General features: G+C 64.9%; 19 protein-coding genes. 8 read left to right on the top strand and 11 right to left on the bottom strand.

The window, feature by feature from the left end; genetic code table 11:
• Positions 1-3: 3 nt before the first annotated feature.
• The 8 genes from QM712_RS18655 to QM712_RS18620 form a co-directional block, all read right to left on the bottom strand.
• Positions 4-1,323: an AAA-associated domain-containing protein gene (locus QM712_RS18655; protein WP_415024597.1), complete on the bottom strand. Its 1,320-nt coding sequence runs from the start codon at positions 1,321-1,323 to the stop codon at positions 4-6.
• A gap of 10 nt (positions 1,324-1,333) precedes the next feature.
• Positions 1,334-3,067, bottom strand: coding sequence for an ABC transporter permease (locus tag QM712_RS18650; protein WP_415024596.1), 1,734 nt, complete (start codon positions 3,065-3,067; stop codon positions 1,334-1,336).
• Between the two features lie 16 nt (positions 3,068-3,083).
• Positions 3,084-5,081 carry a carbohydrate porin gene (locus tag QM712_RS18645; protein WP_415024595.1) on the bottom strand — a complete coding sequence of 666 codons (1,998 nt, stop codon included), beginning with the start codon at positions 5,079-5,081 and terminating at the stop codon, positions 3,084-3,086.
• Positions 5,082-5,365: 284 nt separating this feature from the next.
• Positions 5,366-5,779, bottom strand: a complete 414-nt coding sequence (locus QM712_RS18640) for a response regulator transcription factor (RefSeq protein WP_415024594.1) — start codon at positions 5,777-5,779, stop codon at positions 5,366-5,368.
• Positions 5,780-5,913: 134 nt separating this feature from the next.
• Positions 5,914-6,543, bottom strand: coding sequence for a response regulator transcription factor (locus QM712_RS18635; RefSeq protein ID WP_415024593.1), 630 nt, complete (start codon positions 6,541-6,543; stop codon positions 5,914-5,916).
• A gap of 8 nt (positions 6,544-6,551) precedes the next feature.
• A complete protein-coding gene (locus tag QM712_RS18630; RefSeq protein ID WP_415024592.1) occupies positions 6,552-7,637 on the bottom strand; it encodes a sensor histidine kinase in 1,086 nt (361 codons plus the stop codon).
• Between the two features lie 317 nt (positions 7,638-7,954).
• A complete protein-coding gene (locus QM712_RS18625) occupies positions 7,955-8,218 on the bottom strand; it encodes a hypothetical protein (protein WP_415024591.1) in 264 nt (87 codons plus the stop codon).
• Between the two features lie 140 nt (positions 8,219-8,358).
• Complete coding sequence (locus QM712_RS18620) at positions 8,359-9,165, bottom strand: creatininase family protein (RefSeq protein ID WP_415024590.1); 807 nt, start codon at positions 9,163-9,165, stop codon at positions 8,359-8,361.
• Between the two features lie 138 nt (positions 9,166-9,303).
• Here QM712_RS18620 and QM712_RS18615 point away from each other — a divergent pair, with 138 nt between their 5' ends.
• The 5 genes from QM712_RS18615 (at position 9,304) to QM712_RS18595 (ending at position 13,736) form a co-directional block, all read left to right on the top strand.
• Positions 9,304-10,326: an ABC transporter substrate-binding protein gene (locus QM712_RS18615; protein WP_415024589.1), complete on the top strand. Its 1,023-nt coding sequence runs from the start codon at positions 9,304-9,306 to the stop codon at positions 10,324-10,326.
• Positions 10,327-10,427: 101 nt separating this feature from the next.
• Entirely contained in the window at positions 10,428-11,240 is an 813-nt protein-coding gene (locus QM712_RS18610; protein ID WP_415024607.1) for an ABC transporter ATP-binding protein, read from the top strand.
• Positions 11,237-12,055 carry an ABC transporter permease gene (locus tag QM712_RS18605; RefSeq protein ID WP_415024588.1) on the top strand — a complete coding sequence of 273 codons (819 nt, stop codon included), beginning with the start codon at positions 11,237-11,239 and terminating at the stop codon, positions 12,053-12,055. Before QM712_RS18610 ends, QM712_RS18605 begins: the two co-directional genes overlap by 4 nt.
• Positions 12,055-13,044, top strand: a complete 990-nt coding sequence (locus QM712_RS18600; protein WP_415024587.1) for a 2-hydroxyacid dehydrogenase — start codon at positions 12,055-12,057, stop codon at positions 13,042-13,044. The genes QM712_RS18605 and QM712_RS18600 overlap by 1 nt, the downstream gene beginning before the upstream one ends.
• Positions 13,044-13,736 (top strand): AprI/Inh family metalloprotease inhibitor, encoded by a 693-nt coding sequence (locus QM712_RS18595; RefSeq protein WP_415024586.1) that lies wholly within the window; start codon positions 13,044-13,046, stop codon positions 13,734-13,736. Before QM712_RS18600 ends, QM712_RS18595 begins: the two co-directional genes overlap by 1 nt.
• A 27-nt stretch (positions 13,737-13,763) precedes the next feature.
• On the opposite strand, the gene QM712_RS18590 is transcribed toward QM712_RS18595, so the two are convergent.
• On the bottom strand, positions 13,764-15,161 hold the full coding sequence (locus QM712_RS18590) for a peptidoglycan-binding protein (RefSeq protein WP_415024585.1): 1,398 nt from the start codon (positions 15,159-15,161) through the stop codon (positions 13,764-13,766).
• A 343-nt stretch (positions 15,162-15,504) separates the two neighbouring features.
• Between QM712_RS18590 and QM712_RS18585 the strand changes: the two genes are divergently transcribed.
• A complete protein-coding gene (locus QM712_RS18585; RefSeq protein ID WP_415024584.1) occupies positions 15,505-15,879 on the top strand; it encodes a hypothetical protein in 375 nt (124 codons plus the stop codon).
• Positions 15,880-16,048: 169 nt separating this feature from the next.
• Positions 16,049-16,354 (top strand): YMGG-like glycine zipper-containing protein, encoded by a 306-nt coding sequence (locus tag QM712_RS18580; protein ID WP_415024583.1) that lies wholly within the window; start codon positions 16,049-16,051, stop codon positions 16,352-16,354.
• 157 nt (positions 16,355-16,511) lie between these two features.
• Here the strand turns inward: QM712_RS18580 and QM712_RS18575 are convergent, their stop codons facing one another.
• On the bottom strand, positions 16,512-16,760 hold the full coding sequence (locus QM712_RS18575) for a JAB domain-containing protein (protein ID WP_415024582.1): 249 nt from the start codon (positions 16,758-16,760) through the stop codon (positions 16,512-16,514).
• On the opposite strand from QM712_RS18575, the gene QM712_RS18570 reads away from it, so the two are divergent.
• Positions 16,725-18,137, top strand: coding sequence for a tyrosine-type recombinase/integrase (locus QM712_RS18570; protein WP_415024581.1), 1,413 nt, complete (start codon positions 16,725-16,727; stop codon positions 18,135-18,137). The two genes, QM712_RS18575 and QM712_RS18570, sit on opposite strands and share 36 nt — an antisense overlap.
• Before the next feature lie 333 nt (positions 18,138-18,470).
• On the opposite strand, the gene QM712_RS18565 is transcribed toward QM712_RS18570, so the two are convergent.
• Positions 18,471-20,129, bottom strand: coding sequence for a hypothetical protein (locus QM712_RS18565; RefSeq protein ID WP_415024580.1), 1,659 nt, complete (start codon positions 20,127-20,129; stop codon positions 18,471-18,473).
• Positions 20,130-20,134 lie beyond the last annotated feature (5 nt).

The raw sequence follows: 20,134 nt of genomic DNA, 5'->3' as shown, positions 1-20,134 counted from the left end.
ATTTCAGCCGCTTTCGCCGGGATTCTCCAGGCTGAACGTCTCCGATTGCTCGTCATAGGCGAAAAGCTCGGCATAACGGCCCCATGACACCACGGTCTTGAGCGTCTCGTCCGCGTAGTCCTCCGACATGTAGTCTTCGAGCTCGTTGCGGAACCGTGCCGCGGGCGCGGTGTGAGAGGGGCGTTCGTCGAGCACGCGCCGGATCAATCCCATCACCGGCACGTAGGTGACGAGATGTTCGGCGAACAGCTTCTTGCGCGCATCGGTTTCCAGATGGGCAAAGCGCTTGCCGGCATCGGTGAGCATCAGATCGCCTTCGCTGAGCTGGGCAAAGCGCAGGAGCTGCAGCGATTCGCCGAGATGGAAGATCTCGTCGGCCTCGAGCTGGAGCTGGCCGGCGAGCACCGGCAGGTCGGCGTGCCCGTTGTAGGGCGCCGCCGCCAGCGTTTCGATCAGGCCGGACAGCACGTTGGACGAGGCGTGGTGCAGGGTCATGCCGACGCCGGAGCCGGGAATGCCTTCGAGCGCCGGCGCCTTGGGCTCCGCGCGCTGCGTCATGCGGGCATAGATGCTGTCGACGAGCTGGCGGAAATGCGGATCGAGTCGGTTGCGCGGATGACTCAGCTCGACCTTGATCTCCGCCGCGACGCGTCCCGGATTCGACGAGAACACCAGGATGCGATCGCACATCAGCACCGCCTCCTCGATGTTGTGCGTCACCATCAGGATCGACTTGATCGGCAGCCGGCCTTCCATCCAGAGATCGATCAGGTCGGTGCGCAGCGTCTCGGCGGTGAGCACGTCGAGAGCCGAGAACGGCTCGTCCATCAGCAGCAGGTCCGGATGAACGACCAGCGCACGGGCGAAGCCGACGCGCTGGCGCATGCCGCCGGACAGCTCCTTGGGGAAGGCCGATTCGAATCCGTCGAGACCGATCAGATCGATCGCCGCGAGCGCGCGCTTGCGTCGCTCGACGGCGTCGACGCCGAGCGCCTCCAGCCCGAGCTCGACGTTCTGCAGCACCGTCAGCCAGGGAAACAGCGCGAAGGACTGGAACACCATGGCGACGCCGTTCGGCGGTCCGGCGATCATCTCGCCCCGGCACGTCGCCTGTCCCGACGACGGGCTGACCAGCCCGGCGATGATGCGCAGCAATGTGGACTTGCCTGAGCCCGAGCGGCCGAGCAGGCCGACGATCTCGCCGGAGCGGATCGTCAGATCGACTTTCTCCAGCACCAGCAATTCCTCGCCGCTGCCCTTCGGAAAGGAGCGGCAGACGCCGCGGATGTCGATCAGTGTGGAGGGCGTGACGTGGTCGAGCATGATGGACTCCTCAGCCGAGCCGCAGGCGGCGCTCGCCGAACGCGTAGAGCGGCCGCCAGACAAGGCGATTGAACAGGGTCACCAGGATGCACATCGTGGCGATGCCGAGCACGACGCGCGGGAAGTCGCCGGCCTCGGTGGCGCTGGCGATGTAGGCGCCGAGACCGGTCGCCTTCAAATGGGTATCGCCCCAGCTCGCGACTTCCGCGACGATCGACGCATTCCAGGAGCCGCCGGACGCGGTGATCGCGCCCGTGACGTAATAGGGGAAGATGCCGGGCAGGATCACCTTGAACCACCATCGCCATCCCCTGAGGTGGAAGCTGCCGGCCGCTTCGCGCAGATCGGTCGGGAAAGCACTCGCGCCCGCGATCACGTTGAACAGGATGTACCATTGCGTCCCCAGGATCATCAGCGGGCTCAGCCAGATGTTCGGATCGAGCCTGAAGCTGACGATGGCGACGACGAAGACGGGGAAAGCGAGATTGGCCGGAAACGCCGCGAGGAATTGGGCGAGTGGCTGGATCCGCTCGGCCAGCTTCGGGCGAAGTCCGATCCACACGCCGACCGGTACCCAGATCAGCGTGGCGAGGCTGATCAGCACCGCGACGCGGAGCAAGGTGATCAGTCCATCGCGCAGGACGAGCAGGACGTCGGCGAGGCCGATCGTGACCGAGAGATAACGATAGGTCAGCCACGCCGCGTAGGCGGTGCCGGCAAGGATCACGGCGATCCAGAGCGCGTCGACGGCGCGCGACGGCCGCTCCTTGCCGCGCCCCACGGGCGACAGTTTCGGCAACGCGATCCGCAAATTCGAGAATGTGCGGTTCACCGCCGCGAACGGAAGCGTCAGGGCGCGCAGCGCGCGGGTTCGGCGGAACAGATCGAGCATCCACGATCCCGGCGCTTCGCCCGAGGCGGTCTGCTCGAAGCGGAATTTGTCGGCCCAGGCGACGATGGGACGGAACAGCAGTTGATCGTAGGCGATGATCACGAACAGCATCGCGAGGATGGCGTAGAAGATCGCCGGCAGATCCCGCTGCTCGATCGCCAGCGCGACATAGGAGCCCACGCCCGGCAGCGTCACGGTCGTGTTGCCGACGGTGATCGCTTCCGAGGCGACCACGAAGAACCAGCCGCCCGACATCGACATCATCGCGTTCCAGATCAGGCCGGGCATCGCGAACGGCACGTCGAGGCGCCAGAAGCGCTGCCAGCCCGACAGATGGAAGCTCTGGGTGGCTTCCTCGAGGTCCTTCGGCACGTTGCGGATCGACTGGTACATGCTGAAGGTCATGTTCCAGGCCTGGCTCGTGAAGATCGCGAACACCGAGGCGAACTCGGCGCCGAGCACCTGGCCCGGAAACAGGTTCATGAAGAAGACGACGGTGAAGGTCAGGAAGCCCAGGATCGGCACGGACTGCAGGATGTCCAGCACCGGGATCATGAGCATCTCCGCGCGCCGGCTCTTGGCGGCGATCGCGGCGTAGATGAAGGTGAACACCGTCGAACACACGATCGCCAGCAGCATGCGCAGCACGGTGCGCAGCGCGTAGAGCGGCAGGTTCGCCGGATCGAGCGAGACCGGCGTGCGTTCGAGCTCGGACAGCGGCGCGGTGGTCTGCTGGCCGCCATAGACGATCAGCACCATCGCGCCGATCACGAGGATCAGGGCCACGACGTCCCACACGTTGGGGCGCAGCGCGCGGCCGATCGCGGCCGTGCGGGTATTTCCTGGCTTCATGCGGCCCGTCCCTGGGCTAGAACTCGGCGTGCAGGCGGCCCGAGAAGATCGAGACCGGGCCACGGTCGGCGTTATAGGCCGGGTTTACGACCAACTGATAGTCTGCGGTGAGGACGACGTTCTTGATCACGGTGTAAGCGTAATAGGCCTCGAGAATACGCTCGGGCTGATAGTTGAGCCGGCCGTCGCCGATCAGCAGGCCGGTGCCGCCCGCGGCCAGGAAGTCGCGATGCGTGGCCGACAGGCCGTTGAGGGCGCCGCCGATGCCGATCGTGTCGTCCGGCCGTCCCCAGCGGCTGCCCTTGATCGACAGGCCGCCCGACAGGCTGCGATCGATGTCGGTGAAGGACAGGATCTCGTTCTGGCCGTCGTTCCAGCTCGCGCGGGCGAACAGCCCGACGTCGTTGACGAGCTGCTGTTCGAGGTTGACGTAGAAGCCGTATTTGAGCCGGTCGCGCCGGGTCGCGGCGACGATGTCGTTGATGTCGAGCGCCGGGTTCGCGGCGGCGAGGTCGAGCACCTCGCGATAATTCGCGGTGTTGCCGCTGTTGGCGAATGCGCCGATACGCAGCTTGCCGGGCTGGTCGAGGATCGAATGGCGCTCCTCGAACTCGACCACCGAGCCCGCGGTCTTGAAGGTCAGCACGTCGCTGTTGGGCGCGGTCGGCACCTCGAACACGCCGGCGCGAATCGCCCAATCCTTGCGATTGAGCTCGACCACGGCGCCGCGGGTGTAACCGGGCAGGTCGGCTGGGAAGTCGTACGCGGCCGATGCCCACATCGCCCAGTTCATGAAGTCCGCGCGCGGATCCTTGGCGTAGGCGTTGCCGTCGAAGAAGTCGCCGATGGCGAAGCGGCCGACGATCAGCGTGACGCGGTCGATATCGCGCTTGCCCTCGAGCTGGTTGGGGCCGTCGCCGACTTCCTCCTGCTCGCCGCCGAGGCCGAACGTCTGCTTCAGGTAGTAGCGCTGCGCGCGGATCTTGGGGAATGCCGCGCCGGCCTTCTGCGCTTCGCCGTTGGAGAAGCCGGCGAGACCCAGCGTGCCGTTGAGGCCGAAACCCTGCGCCAGCTCGGGATTGAAGTAGAACTCGCCGCCATCCCAGAGGCGCGCGCCGAAGAATGCCGTCGTCGTCCAGGTCGCCTGCAACTGGCCGCCGCCGGGAAGGCTTTGCGGACTAGCATAGGGCGAGTGGATCGGCCCGTAGCCCTGCGGCAGGAATGTCGTCTGCGCGTGGACATTCCAGTTGTTCGATTCCGGAAGAAGCGTCTTGCCGTCGACGGGAGCCAGCCACGGCGTATCGCCGAAATGATAGTTCAGGCCGAGCTTGAACAGGTGCGTGCGCGGATCGACGTTGACGCTGGGCAGGCCGAAGCTGCCGAGATCGTAGGTATGGCTCGACAGTGCGACGTAGTCGTACTCCGCCTTCGCACTCCAGTTGCCGCTGACCGCGAATTCGAGGCCGAGGCCCGCTGTCCATCCGGCCTGGTAATGGCCGACCGGGAACAGGTCGGTGACGCCGTCGGCATCGTTGATGTTGATGCGCGTGTGTCCCCACGCGAAGCCGCCGGTGACATAAGGCAAGAATCGGTCGAACGCATAGCCGATGCGGCCGCGCACGGTGCCGACATAGTCGAGCGTCGAGTGGTATGGCGCGGGGGCGCGCGCGATCGCCGGACCGTCGACCGGGCTGGTGAAGGTTGAGTCGGCTTCGACACCGAGCACCACGCGGTTGGCGAGCTGGCGGTTGTAGCCGAGCTGGTAGCCGCCGGTGAGACCGGTCACGCTGTGCGGCAAGACGACGCCCTGCTCCGGCTGCGGATTGGTGCCGGGTCCGAAGCTGCCGCCGCCATAGCCGAAATGGCCGCCGACATAGAAACCGGTCCAGTCGTACACGCTCCTCGCCGCCGTCGCCTTCAACGGCAGGTCTGCGGCCACGCCCGCGCCAGGCAAGGTCAGCATGCCGAGCCCGAGGCCGGCGGAGGCACGAATCAGAGAGCGGTAGCGGTTCATCGTCGAATTGGTCCCAAACTTACGCCCAGCTCTCGTCCATGTCTTCAAGTTCGGTCCGGGACCGCCGGAATGGCAGGATTCTGCCCCCAACTCGGTCTGTCCCGGTTCGACCGGCCTTCCACGATCGGATTTGCACCTGCGGGCAGGTTTTCCTGCGCTTGCAGCGACCTTATTGCGAGCTATTCTCAACTGCAACGAGCCGGACTGCTCCGATGACGGTACGCATCTTTCTGTGACAGTGCTGCAACAAGGATGGATGGGCCTGTCATGATCGTGCCTAGCGGCTACCGGCATTGGCGGCCTCGGGGCGCGAGCGGCGAAAACAGAACGTTGCGTCCCGCGGTCCGCGCGATGCAGTGGAGCAACTCGCCTTCGCTGAACGGTTTCGTCAGATAGCCCGTGACACCCGCGCTGAACGCACGAGCACGCGTCTGCTCGTCGGGATATGCGGTGATCAGGATGGTCGGAATGGGCGTGCCGCGTGCGGCAAGCCGGCCATAGAGTTCGAGGCCGCTGATCTCGTTCATCTTCACGTCGGCGATCAGGCAGGTCGTGAGGCTGAGACGGTTGGAATTGAGGAAGTCGTCCGCGCAGGCGAATGCCTTGGCGACGAATCCGTGCGAGCGCAGCAGCGCCACGGTGGCCTCGCCCACGGCCTCGTCGTCGTCCACCACCGCGATGGAGGGTTTGATCGGCATATCCTGATCCGTTCCTGCATGGACCTCGTGATCTTCCGAGGACCCTTACCCGAACCGGCGGATATTGCGATTATACGCGGGTATAACGTTGCGCCCGACTCGCGCGCGAGCGGGGTCTTGGCGATGCGCAGGCTTCAGTGTGTCATGCCGGCGCTGCCGTGTGAGATCAGGTCGGTCTTCCTGACGAGGTCGATCAACGACGAGGCCTGGAGTTTTCGCATCACCTGTCCGCGATGGACCTTGACGGTGATCTCGCTCAGTCCGAGCCTGGCCGCGATCTGCTTGTTGAGCTGCCCCGACACCACCAGCCAGAGAACCTCTCTCTCGCGCTCCGTCAGGCCGTCGTAGCGCTCCTTCAACGTCGCAACGGCGGCAGCGTTGGCGCGCCGCAGACGATCCTTCGCCAGCCCGGCGTGGATCGCCCGCAACAGATCCTCGTCGCGAAACGGCTTGATCAGGAAGTCGATCGCGCCGTCCTGCATGGCGCGGACCGACATCGGCACGTCGCCATGTGCGGTCATGAACACGACGGGCAGGTCGAGGCCGAGATTGCGCATCTCGCCGTGGAAATCGAGCCCGCTCTGGCCGGGCAGGCGAATGTCCAGGAGGAGGCAGGCCGGCACGTCGGGGCGCTCGCCGTCGAGGAATTCGGCGACCGACCCGAACGATGCGGTTCGCAGGCCGGTGACGCGCAACAGACTGTCGAGCGCCTCGCGGATCGCGGATTCGTCGTCGATGACGAAGACAATGGAATCGTCGTGCATGGCTGCGCTCACGTCGATCGCGCGTCAATGTCGTCGGGCGAAGCCGCGGCGCCCGACGGGAGCGGAAGCGAGAAGCCGACCAAGGCACCGCCGAGCGGATCGGCGCCGGCCCAGATCGTGCCGCCGTGGCTCTCGACGATCGAGCGGGCGATCGCAAGACCCATCCCCAAGCCATCCGGCTTGGTGCTGTAGAAGGCGTCGAACACGCGGTCGCCGGCGGCGCCGAATCCCTTGCCGCTGTCGGCGATGGTGACCTCGACGACGGATTCCATGCACCTTGCGCCGATTCGCGCTTCGCGCGCCGGGGCCTGCGCATGGGCAAGCGCTTCGATCGCGTTGACGAGCAGGTTCAGGATGACCTGCTGCACCTGGACATGATCGCCGCGGATCGCGGGCAGGTCCGCCTCGATCTCGGTCCGCAGCACGATCGCATGCCGTTGCGCCTGGCTCTGGACGAGTGCAACGGTTGCAAGGATCGTGTCGGCCAGGTCGAACCGCACGGTCGCGGCGGGCGCGCGCCGCGCCAGGTTGCGAATGCGCCCGACGATGTCGCTGGCCCGATTGGCCTCCTTCACGATTCGCTCGAGCGCGCGACCGGCCTCGTCGTGATTGGGAGGCGATGCGGCCAGCCAGCGCAGGCCTGCGTTGCCGTTGGTCACCACGGCGGTCAGGGGCTGATTGACCTCATGGGCGATTGACGCCGTGAGTTCGCCCAGCGTGGTGACTCGCGAGACATGGGCCAGTTGCGCGCGGGCCTCGTCGGTCGCCGCTTGGGCCTGCTCGATCCTGAGCACCAGATAGGTCGTCGCCGAAATGGCAACGACACTGATCAAGGCGTTGATCGCACCTGAATGCGCCACTCCCGAGGGCGTGACGAGATAGCTGAGCACGGTCAGGCCGACGCAGACGCCTCCGACCAGCAGGACGCCGCGGCGCTGACAGAAGCGGACCGACAGCAGGATGACGACGACGTAGAGCGCGGCGGCCGCGATCTCCAGATCGGTCAGCGTGTCGAGAACGAAAATGGCGGTGGCGAGGAGAACCGCGGCCGCCGGCAGGATCGCGGGCCGGTTCGCCAGCCAGGATCGCGGCACGAATCCGCCACGCGCCGAAGTCCCGTGAGGCGCCGACGCTGCAACCGGGGTGCTCGCGGTTCTGGTCATGCGGTGCGGCCGGTTTGACGGTGAACGAACAGGGGCAAGCCCCCCGGGAGTCTGCTGGGGACTGCTGGTCGGCCCTATAGGTTAACCGCGCGCTCCCGGTCAACCAGGCCTCGGCGGACAAACCGGGTTCCGGAAATGGGTGACCCGCCCGGGGGGACAGCCGGGCGGGTCGGGGGGCACGACACGGGGTGGATGAGGCGCCCGTGCCGGACGCGGGATCCACGTGAGATCGGCCTCAGATGCTCAAATCAGTAGCAGGTGCGGACACGGCCGATGTACTGGCCGAAGGCGTTGTACTGGGCGGCCCAGCCGCAGCGGCGATAGCCGTAGTAATAGGGGTCGTTGCTGGCGGCGATCGCGGAGCCGACGACGGCGGCGGTGGCGATGCCGGCGCCCACACCCCAGACCCAGCCGGGCGGCTTGGCTTGCGCCTGTGAGGTGGTGGACACGATGCTGCCGGTGACGGCGAGGGCAGCGAGCGCGACGGCGGCAATCCTGGTCTTGATCGACATTGAAGAACTCCATCCGGGTTGAGGCGGTCCGTTGTGGTCCGCGTGCCCCATTGGACGGAGGCTTGGCGAAACCGGTTCGAATGCGCGGAAAGCAGCCGCGAGAACCGATTGTTTAGTCAATGATTACAAAAGGATGCGGGTTAGCCGAGCGGTCCTTTGGCGAGCCTGTTCACGTCGAATTTATCGACCTCGGCCAGCAATTCGCAGAAGGCGCGGGCGCCCTGATCGATCAGTTGCTCGCCTTTCGCGGCGACGGCGAGCGTGGCATTGCCGACGGCGCCGCTCGCATTCAGATCCTGGGCCTGCCAGGCGAACGGCGCGGGCCGCTGCGTCGACAGCCAGCGAAATTCCCTCTCCATCGCGATGCTGCTTGCGGGAAAATCCGCGATGGCATCGTTGCGCACCAGATCAGGATAGCGTGCCAGCATGATCGAGGTCTCGACCGCGCCGCCATGGATGCCGTGACGCACTTCATTGGCCGGAAACAATTTGTCCGCGCCCGACAGGCGCGACCACGAGGTCGTCACCACGAACAATTTCTGATGCGCGCGCAGATCCTGCGCGACCAGCATCATGGCCGCGCTGTTGCCGCCGTGACTCGTGACGATGACGAGCTTTCTGGCGCCGCGCCGTGCGACGTCCTCGCCGATCGCGGTCCACTGCTTCAATGCCACCTCGGTCGGCAGCGTCTGCGTACCCGGATAGTCGATATGCTCGGTGGAGATCCCGACCGGCTGCACCGGAAGAAAGCTGGCGGGGATGGTCTCGGGCAGAAGCTCGCGCACGCGCGCGAGATAGGCATCCGCGATCAGCACGTCGGTCTCGAGCGGCAGATGCGGGCCGTGCTGCTCGGTCGCCGCCAGCGGCAACACCGCGATCCAGCGCGAGGCGTCCGCAGGATCGGCATCGGCCCAGCGAATGTCGGTCCAGTCGCGGGAAGGCGTCATCGAGGTTTCATTGCCCGGATTTGTCACGTAGTTTGGGTCGTGGAGGGGACGCGGGCCTGGCCGGCTGCGTCCCCGAACTTCTTGCGGTTTTATCGCGTTGGCCTCACATGGGCCAGAAGCGATCGACGGAGTCCCATCATGAGCCCCTCTCATCTGCGGCGAGCGTTAACGGCGAGCCTGCTGGCCGCCTTCGTCGCGGCCGCTCCGGCGCGCGCCGAAACCCTCGACAAGGTCTCGTTCGGAACCAATTGGGTCGCCGAGGCCGAGCATGGCGGCTTCTTCCAGGCGGTCGCGGACGGCACCTACAAGAAATACGGGCTCGACGTCACCATCGTTCCCGGCGGGCCGAACGAGAACAACCGGATGCTGCTGATCGCGGGCAAGATCGATTTCTTCATGGCCGCGAACACGCTGATGTCGTTCGATGCCGTGGCGAACAACGTCCCCGTGGTGACGATCGCGGCGATGTTCCAGAAAGACCCGCAGGTGATGCTGACGCAGCCGGATGCGAAGGTCGCCAAGATCGAAGACCTGAAGCCGCTGACGCTGTTCGTCTCCAAGGAAGGCATGACCAGCTATTTCCAATGGCTGAAGTCCGAATACGGCTTCAGCGAGAAGAACGTCCGTCCCTATAATTTCAATCCGCAGCCCTTCATCGCCAATCCCAAGAGCGCGATGCAGGGTTACGTCACCTCCGAGCCTTATGCGGTCGAGAAGGCCGCCGGCTTCAAGCCCAACGTGCTGCTGATCGCCGATTACGGCTTCAACACCTATTCGACGCTGATCGAGACCCGCCGCGACATGGTGGAGAAGAAGCAGGATCTCGTGCAGCGCTTCGTCGATGCCTCCATCATCGGCTGGTACACCTACATCTACGGCGACAATTCCGCCGGCAATGCCATGATCAAGAAGCTCAACCCGGAGATGACCGACGAGCTTCTCGCCTATTCCGTCGCCAAGATGAAGGAATACGGCATCGTCGATTCCGGTGACAGCGTGAAGAACGGCATCGGCGCGATGAGCGACGAGCGTTACACGTCCTTCTTCAACAAGATGGTGAAGGCCGGCGTCGTGAAGCCCGATCTCGACTTCCGCAAGTCCTACACGCTGCGCTTCGTCAACAAGGGGGTCGGCGTCGAGCAGCGCCCGGCCAAGCCGTAGTCGATGCCGAGGCCCGGTCCGATGATGGTGATCGCAGGTTCAACCTCTCCCCCGGTGGGAAGAGGTGGGTGTCCGGCTTCGCGACAGAGCACCTGCCGTCGATGGTAGAGAAGGTCGATCCCGTCATCGATGCCGATCCGATCGCGCCGGCCGTGAGCCTGAGCGGCGTGACGAAGACCTATGACAATGGTGTGGCCGCGCTCGGGCCGATCGATCTCGCCGTGCGCAAGGGCGAGTTCATTTCGCTGCTCGGCCCGTCCGGCTGCGGCAAGTCGACGGCGCTGCGTCTGGTCGCCGGGCTCGGCGCGCCGTCGTCCGGCACGGTGAGCGTCTCGCGGCATGAGGGCGAGGCGCGGCCGGGCCACGGCATCGGCTTCGTGTTCCAGGAGCCGACCCTGATGCCCTGGACCAGCGTGCGCGAGAACGTGCGGCTGCCGCTGAAGCTCGCGGGCGTCGCGAAGGCGGACGCACGCGCGCGGGCCGATCGCGCGCTTGCGAGCGTCGGGCTCGCCGATTTCGCGGATGCCTTTCCGCGCGAGCTCTCCGGCGGCATGAAGATGCGGGTGTCGCTGGCGCGTGCGCTCGTCACCGATCCCGACATCCTCCTGATGGACGAGCCCTTTGCCGCGCTCGACGAGATCACGCGCTTCCGCCTCAACAACGATCTGCTCGCGCTCTGGCGCAACCTCGGCAAGACCGTCATCTTCGTCACCCATTCGGTGTTCGAATCCGTCTACCTGTCGCAGCGCGTGGTGGTGATGACGGCGCGGCCCGGCCGCATCCAGGCCGACATCCGCATCGAAACCGCTGAACCGCGCGGCGAGGAATTCCGCACGTCGGCCGCCTATGCCGATTACTGTCGCACGGTGTCGGACGCGCTCGCGCCGTCCTATTCGGGGCAGTCGATGCTATGAACGCGCGATCCGCCGTCACCGCCAGGCCGACCGGCGCGCAACGCGCGATGCGCTTCGTGCTTCCCGTCATCGTGTTCGCCGCGGGCCTCGCGGCCTGGGAACTCGTCGTCCGCGTCAAGGACATCCCGCCTTACGTGCTGCCGGCGCCCTCCGTCATCTTCCTGACGCTGGTCAAGGACTGGTCGGTGCTGTCGGAATCGCTCGCCACCACGCTGCTGACCACGCTCGAGGGCTTCGTCGCGGCCAGTATCGGCGGCATCGCGCTGGCCCTGTTGTTCAACCAGTCGAGATGGGTGGAATATTCGCTGTTCCCCTACGCCGTGGTGCTGCAGGTGACGCCGGTGATCGCGATCGCGCCGCTGCTCCTGATCTATCTGGAACAGCAGACCGCGGTGGTCGTCTGCGCCTTCATCGTCGCCTTCTTCCCGGTTCTGTCCAACACCACGCTCGGGCTGAATTCGGTCGATCGCAATCTCGCCGGCCTGTTCCAGCTCTACGGCGCCTCGCCGCCGCAGACCCTGCGCTTCCTGAAACTGCCCGCGGCGCTGCCCTACATTCTCGGCGGGCTGCGCATCGCCGGCGGCCTGTCGCTGATCGGCGCCGTGGTGGCCGAGATCGCCGCGGGCACCGCCGGCGCGGGCTCCGGCCTTGCCTACAGGATCGCCGAGTCGGGCTACCGGTTGAACATTCCCCGCATGTTCGCGGCGCTGCTTCTGTTGTCGCTGGCCGGGATTGTCATTTATGGGCTGCTGGCGCTAGTTTCGCACCTGGTACTGCGGCGCTGGCACGAGAGCGCGCTTGGAAAGGACAACTGATGACTGCCGGTTCGATTTCGTCCGAAAAGATCGACCTTCTGATCTATGGGCCGGTGCGGCCGATCCTCGAGAACGGGTTTTCCGATCACTTCATCGTGCACAAGGCGGAGACGCGCGGCGACCTCGAGCGGCTGACGCCGGCGATCCGCGACAGGATCCGCGGCGCCGCGGTGACCTATCACACGGTGCGCGCCGACAAGGATTCGCTGTCGCAACTGCCGAAGCTCGAGATGGTGGCGAGCTTCGGTGTCGGCTACGACCACATCGACGCCAGATACGCGGCCGAGCACAACATCATCGTCACCAACACGCCCGACGTCCTGACCGAGGAGGTCGCCGACGTCGCGATGGGCCTGCTGATCGCGACGCTGCGCGAGTTCATCAAGGCCGACCGCTACGTGCGCTCCGGGCTCTGGCAGACGCAGAACTATCCGCTCAGCGTCGGCTCGCTGCGCGACCGCAAGGTCGGCATCGTCGGCATGGGCAGGATCGGACAGGCGATCGCGCGCCGGCTCGACGCCTCGCTGGTGCCGGTGGTCTACCATTCGCGCAATCCGTCCAAGGACGTCTCCTACAAGCACTACCCCGACCTGATCGAGATGGCGAAGGCGGTGGACACGCTGATGGTGATCGTGCCCGGCGGCGCCAGCACCAACAAGATGATCAACGCCGAGGTGCTGAAGGCGCTCGGCCCGCGCGGCGTGCTGGTCAACGTCGCGCGCGGCTCCGTGGTCGACGAGGCGGCGCTGGTGCAGGCGCTGAAGTCCGGCACCATTCTCGCCGCCGGCCTCGACGTGTTCGCGGCCGAGCCGAGCGTGCCGGACGAGCTCAAGAGCATGCAGAACGTCGTGCTGCTGCCGCATATCGGCTCGGCGTCGGTGGTGACGCGCAACGCGATGGACCAGCTCGTCGTCGACAATCTCAAGGCCTGGTTCGCCGGCAAGGCGCCGCTCACGCCCGTGGCGGAGACGCCGGTGAAGGGGCGCTGATGACCGTCCTTCGCGCCCTTGCCCTTGTCGTCGCGGCCTGTGCTGCCGCGATGAACGCCGCATGGGCGCAGGACGCGACGACGCTGAGGAAGGAGATGGTCGGGCAGTGGGAGCTCTCGACCACCGAGCGCAGCAAGACCTGCGTGGTGACGCTCAAGGGCGAGGCCGCGTCCCAGGGCCTCAAGCTGGAGCTCGAGCCGGCCTGCAAGGCCGCGCTGCCCTTCACCAAGGACATCGTCGCCTGGAGCGTCAAGGGCCTCGACATCGTCCGCCTGCAGGACGCGGCCGGTGAAGCCGTGATCGACTTCACCGAGGTCGAGGCCGGCATCTTCGAAGGCTTGCGGCAGGGCGAGGGCGTCTACATCCTGCAGGACCTCGTCGCCGCCCGCTCGATGGCCAAGTCGATGGACCAGATGATCGGCGACTGGGCGATGGTGCGCGGCAACGGCCAGCCGATCTGCGGGCTGACGCTGACCAACACGGAAGCCGGTCCGGACAATTTCCAGGTCTTCCTCAAGCCGAAATGCGATGCCGCCATCGCGCAGTTCAATCCGACGCAATGGCGGCTCGAACGCGGTCAGATCATCCTGATGTCGAAGTCCGGCGAGGCCTGGCAGTTCGAGGCCGACGACAACGCGCAGTGGCGGCGCGTTCCCGACACCGCAGATCCCCTGATCATGCTGCGTCAGTAGGCGCCGCGCGCTTCGTGCGGTTCGCGCTCAGGACGTCGGCTTGGGCGGCGGCGCGGTGCCTTGCGCCCATTTCTCCAGCTTGCCGAGCACGCCCCAGGCGGTGAGTGCGAGCGAGATCGGCATCGCGAACTGGCTGAGCCCCGGCACCGCGGATGCGATCGTTCCGAACAATCCGGCAAGGCCTCCCGCATTGGGACTCGCCGTCACCGCGGAGAGCAGCGCCGTGATGAGCGAGCCGCCGATGCCGAGCGCGGTCTTCTTGCCGTCGAGCAGCTTTCCGATGGTCTCGCCGAGCGCGCCATTGACCTGGCCGAGAACGGGCTTGTTGTCCTTGTTGAGCAGGGTGCTGAGGAGATCGACCACCTGCTTGAGCTGGTCGACGGGAACGGGACTGGTCGGGGTGGTGGCTGTTCCGGGCATGGGCGCTGTCTTGTTGACGAGGGAAAGGAGCCGTTCGAACAGGCTGATCGGATCGCTGGCGGCCGGTGTCGGATCCGGCTGGGGCTTGCCGCTTGGCGGCGTGCCGGGCTGGAGCGCCCCGCCGCGCAGCAGCTGTGCGAGATCCTCCAGCCGTTTCATGACCTGGGACAGGTCGCCGGGCTGGCCGACGGGGCTCGCCTGCGTCGCCCGCGTGATGGCGGCGATCGTGGCGGCGTCGAGCAGGCCCGTGTCCTTCAGGCCGTTCTGCTGCTGAAACTGCGAGACCGCGCCCTTCGTCCTCGGCCCGCTGATGCCGTCCTCGGCGAGTTGCGGATTGGCGCCGAGCCGGTTGAGCGCCTGCTGCATGAGCAGGATCGTCGACACCATGTCGTCCTCGGGCTCCGCGCGGCCCGCGACAGCCGGGCTGTCGTCGAGGGTGATCGACGGGTCGAGCGACATCATCGCGTGCAGGATCACCGCGGTGCCGAGCTGGGAATCGACGTGGCCGGGGTCGAACACGTGGTCGCGGACGAATTTGCCGGCGTTCGCCTCGGGTGGGCCGTAGAGCGTCGAGCCGCCGTAGAGATAGGGCGAGTTGACGCCCTTGGCGTGGTAGCCGAAGCCGTTGAAGGCCTCGAGCCGGAACAGGGTGCGCGCGGCACTCCAGTCTTTCGCGCCGACGAAGTCCTCGATCCTCAGCGCGTCGACGGCGCCGTCCACGAACGAGGCGAACGGGCCGCGCCCCTTCGGAACGAGCGTCGTCGCGCGGTTGAGCGCTTCGCCGTTGCCGAGATAGGTGTCGAAATCGAAGTTGGATTCGCGATAGTGGCACAGCGCGATGAAATGCCAGGGCACATCGGTCAGCCGCTCGACCTGCTGGTAGGTGGCTTTGCCGTTGATGGCCTTGCGCGCCACCGCGTTGGCGTCGGCGAGGCGTCCGGGCCGGATCTGGAGACTGGCCCAATTCCTGTCGTACTCGCTCTTCAGGCTTTCGAATGACACCATTTCCCGCTCCGAATTGATAAATTATCGTTTTCGTAAAATCAGGTGCGAGCGTCGCTCTACCGTGGGTAGCAGCGGCTCCGGCATGGTCCCGCGAATGTGGCAGGCCGCGAGCCGGGTGCATGTGAAATGGCTTACATCCTCGGCGCGAAATCGGCGGAAGGGCTGCGGTCAAAGGCCGCAATCTCCGGCTGAACCTTGCTTGCGCAGAAGCGACTACTGCATCGCAGTCGCGGGTTTGACCGGCGGGCGCCGGCGCCGCCGGAGCGGCTCACGCGTTCCCGGGGCAGGAACCGGCAGGGACCGAGCCGGTTAGCGCTGGAGAGGGTTCAGCAGGGAGTTCGGCATGGCCAAGCGTGTCCTCGCGATCGGCATCGAACCCGGCAACGCGGACTACAGCGCGTTTCCGCAGCTCACACCGGGACTGGTGCGCTCCTATATCGACGCGCAATTGCTGCGCCTCGATGATCTCGGCTACGAGGTCACGAGCTGCTTGATCGATCTCGACGCCACCGCGGAAACCGGCGTCATGGCGGCGCTGCGCGGCGACAGCTTCGACTGCATCGTCATTGGTCCGGGCCTGCGCGAGCCGAAGGAGCGTCTGCAATTGTTCGAGAAGGTGCTCAATCTCGTTCACCGGTTGGCGCCGAACGCCGCCATCTGTTTCAACACGACGCCCGCCGACACGGCCGAGGCCGTGCAGCGCTGGATCGATTCCTGAGGCGTTATCCCCCGGCGCATGACTTGCGGGTGGCGCAGCTTGTTGATCCGGTCCGCAGCCCGAAATCTGGCGGCAGCGCGCCATGCAACCGGGGCCGGATGTCCGCAATTCTTCTGGCCCGAATCCGCCTCCGGCGCTATGTATCGCTGCGCCACAGGGGGAGAGCGAAATGCTTCGGGGTCTTGGATTTGCAGCGTGTCTGACGGTTGCGATGGCGATACCTGTTCATGAAGCGGCGGCTCAGGATGCCATCGGCGGCGCCATCATCGGCGGCGTCGGCGGAGCGATCCTGGGCGGGGCGATCGGCGGCGGACGCGGAGCCGCGATCGGCGCGGTCGTCGGGGCCGGCACCGGTGCCGCGATCGCTTCCGAAGGCGAACGGCGCCGCTCCGGCTATTACGCCTATCAGCGCGGCTGCTACATGCAGCGGCCCGACGGCTATTACGTTCGCGTCGATTCCAGATATTGCTACTGAACGGCGATCGTCATCGCTGTCCCGTCATCGGCCCGCCGCGTCATCCGCCGCGCGCGGCCTGAGGCGGGATGGGCTTGAGCCAAATCCTGCCGGTCCCGGGTTCGCCTCTCTCATGGGGCGGGGTCGGATCGCCGGTCTAGCTCGAATTCATCACGTTTTAGATCAGCCGCATTCCGCGCAGGCTCGCATGTCCGCTCCTGCCGACGATGATGTGGTCGTGCACGGCGATGCCGAGCGGCTCTGCGATGTCGATGATGGCCTTGGTCATCTGGATGTCGGCCTGCGACGGCGAGGGATCGCCGGAGGGATGATTGTGCACGAAGACAATTTGTACGTTCCCCGCGTTGCCTGAGACTTCCCGGAAAACCCTATGAACACGTTGAATTCTGCGGTTTTTTGCGCCCATCGCTGGCGCACCATTGGTCCCGCCAGGGCAGGGTTATTCGGGCCTTACTGGCAACAAAACTTGCAACAGGCCAAGGGGCCAACTGCTAACAAGGGGAATCCGTTTTCTATGCTTACAGAGGCAGGAATCAAGGCCGCTATCAGGCACGCGCCAGGTAGCGGACGCGCTCAGACCATCATCAAGGATGCCGGCCCGCGTGGCGCTGGCCGCCTGGCGCTGGTGGTTCGATCACTGGCAACCCGCGTCGCGGCCGAGTGGTACGCGGTCTATTTCAGGGCCGGCAAGCGCGGCTTAACCAAGATCGGAACATATCCCGATATCAGCCTGGCCGACGCCCGCGAGAAATTCCGAAACGAGTACGCGCCGACCATTCTTCGCGGGGCGATGCCAAAGAACAAATACGCGCGCCGGCTGCACAGAAAGAACGGTTCGGCCGTCACGGTGCGCGAGCTGTTCACGGCCTATGTGAAAGACCTGAAGCGCCAGGACAAGAGCGCGTCGTACACTGCTGAGCGCGTCTTGCTCAAACGCGAAGACAACGCGGCCGACATGATAGGCGGGGACCGCATTGCGGGCGACATCGAGCCGGAAGACATCATGCCGATGTTGACCACGGCGCACGGGCGCGGAACCATCGCTATGGCGCACAGCATGCGCTCTTGGATACACTCGGCCTATTCCTTCGGGATGCGAGCTGAGAACGACTATACGCAGGCCGGTAACGCGGGCAGTAAGTGGGGCATCAAACACAACCCCGTTTCGGCCATCGCCACGGACCCTAATGCGTCGTGTCCGAGCAATCGTTACCTGTCGCCGTCCGAGCTGCGGGCTTTCTGGCTATGGTGCGAGCAGAACGAATACCGGACGAACCTGTGCGGCGCGCTGTTGCTCATGATGGCGACGGGCCAGCGCGTACAGGAAATAGTGCGCGTGTCGGTCGAAACCTACGTGAAGCGTGAAAGCCTGTTGGAGTGGGGTAAGACGAAGAACGGCCTTCCGCATTGCATCCCGCTTCCTGCGCAGGCCCTGGCCGTGCTCGATGGCCTGCGGCCAAACGTGAACGGCCTGTACTTCCCGCATCGCTGGCAACCTGACAAGCCAGCCCTATCGACGGGGCCGAACAAGGTTGTCCATATGTACATCGAGGAAACTGGCGCGCGGCCATTCGTGCCGCGTGACATTCGGCGCACGTGGAAAACGCTAGGCGGCCGTGCCGGCATATCGAAGGAGGACCGTGACCGCCTGCAAAACCATAGCAAAAGCGACGTGTCATCGAGACACTATGACCGATACGACTACATCAAAGAGAAGCGCGCCGCCGTGAAGAAATGGCAAGCGTTCCTGTCCGCGATCCTGGCCGGCGAAGTGAAGGATTAAAGAAAATGGCCGCCGCGTATTGATCACGCGGCGGCCTTCCGTTTCCTATCCGTAGAGTGCTTTAGCGAGCTTTCGCATTTCTTCTGTAACCTCAATCCTTGCGCTCGCGCTTGAGTAAACGCGCGACTCTTCCCAAGATTCGACAGCGCCTATGTGATACATGACTTTCCCGCCGATCTTTACGTAAGCAGGACCGCCGCCTTTGGTGCGCCAATTCGCTAACGTCTTCGTGCTGATGTTGCCTTTATAACGCGCTACTACCTCTTCCGGCTTAAGAAACTCCGGCACAGCCCAAACCCCTTTTCTTGTTGTGATGATCGAAGGTGCTTCGCATTACAGCGGCCTTAATTCTCCCTGTTCGATCCAGTAGGACGAACCGATGCCCGCCGCTTTCAAATCGGGCACATCTTCGGGAGTTGGCATTGTCATGCACACAAGCGCCGGGATTTCGACGTGGTGAAGCAACCCAACAAGACCATTACGGCCAGCGCGGTCGAGAATATCCGCCGCGTCGATAACAAGCGCCGTTGCTTGCTGTAGACGCGCGACCGCGACTTGCAGCAACACACGAACACGGAAGCGCTCAGACTCAGAGAGAACTACCCATGCGCGCCCGCCGTAAGACAACGACATGTCTTGCGCGATTTCGATTGGTTCCCATTTTGAAACCGCCGCCAAATTGTTGACGTGATCGGCGAGAAACGAGCCAATCGAATCGCTTAGTACATCCTGCCTAACGCCAGTTGAATCGAGCGCCAACACGATAATTGCATTCTGTTGGACAGAGGCGTGCAGCCTGTCGGCGCGCGTCTTCGAAGTGAACGCAGCAAGTCGCGATTGAGCTATAGAAAGTTCCTCGCGGGCTTTCTGCACTTGGTCTTGCGATGCGTTGCCGGCGTCGAGTTTTTCGAGCTGTTCGCGCGCCACTTGCGCCTCTGCGAGCCGATTATTGCACTTCGCAGCAGCGGAGCGCGCCTCTTGTTCTTTCTCAGTGACGCCGCGTAAGTCTTTAGTAGCGTCTTCCCACGCCTTTATGTCGTCGTCGCTGAGCGCGTGAGCTTCAACAATTTGACCGCCGCGCAGCGAAAGAGCGCCATTGCAATGCGGGCATTCCTGTATCGCATGGGCCTGTGGATTACTCAGCTTCGATATCTTGTCGGCGGCTTCGTTGCGTTTCTTGGTGGCCTTGCTGAGCGCCGTTGCCGCTTCGTCGGCTTCCTTCGTTAGTTGCTCGATGCTTTCGACAATGGCGGCCAGGCGGTCGCGCTCCGCATCATCGACGGCAGAAACAGCAATCATGCCGTCTAGCGTGTCGCGCGCGTCCGTGATCCTGGCCTGCAACGACTCTTCGCTTTCGCCGGCAAGCTCCGGTTCCCATTCCTTCGGCGTGAAGGCATCGGCCTTCGCGGTTCCGTAGCGCTCGCCTGTGACCCCTTCCCATTGGCCCTTGAGGCGCGCGCCGGTTTCCTTGGCGCGCACATGCACGGCATCCCATCCTTGGCGGTCTATCTCTTCCCATAGCGACGCTATGAGTTCATCGCTAACGCCTTCGGGCGACAGCCTGGCGTGCAAATCCTTTTGCGTCGGATAGGCGCGCAACAGTTCCATGAGGATTTCGCCGCGACGCCTGGCAAGCGGGCCTGTGTCCGGCGCGCCCTGCGGCGGCGCTAACGACTCGATGCCGGTTGCGATTTGCGGCACGTCGAGCGGTTCGCCCTTGGTCTTGGCGAGCGCTCGCGGCCAGTCTACGCGCCGTGATCCGGTTTCGGTTTGAAGCGTAGCGAAGCCGGCCGCCGCGCCGATGCGCACCAGCAAGCCGGCCATATTCTTCTGTACGCCAGGGACGGGCACAGCAACGCCGGACAGCACGGCGGCGGCCGCCTGTGCAATGGCGGACTTGCCCGCCGCGTTCGGCGCGCCGACAAGCGTAATATCGGACAGCACGAAATCAGCGGAACGGATGGCGCGATAGTTTTCGATATGGATTTGCATGGCGG

This window comes from Bradyrhizobium sp., assembly GCF_047605465.1.
Classification (GTDB): domain Bacteria; phylum Pseudomonadota; class Alphaproteobacteria; order Rhizobiales; family Xanthobacteraceae; genus Bradyrhizobium.
Note: the sequence above shows the minus strand (reverse complement) of the source record. Positions and strands in the feature narration are given on the sequence as shown.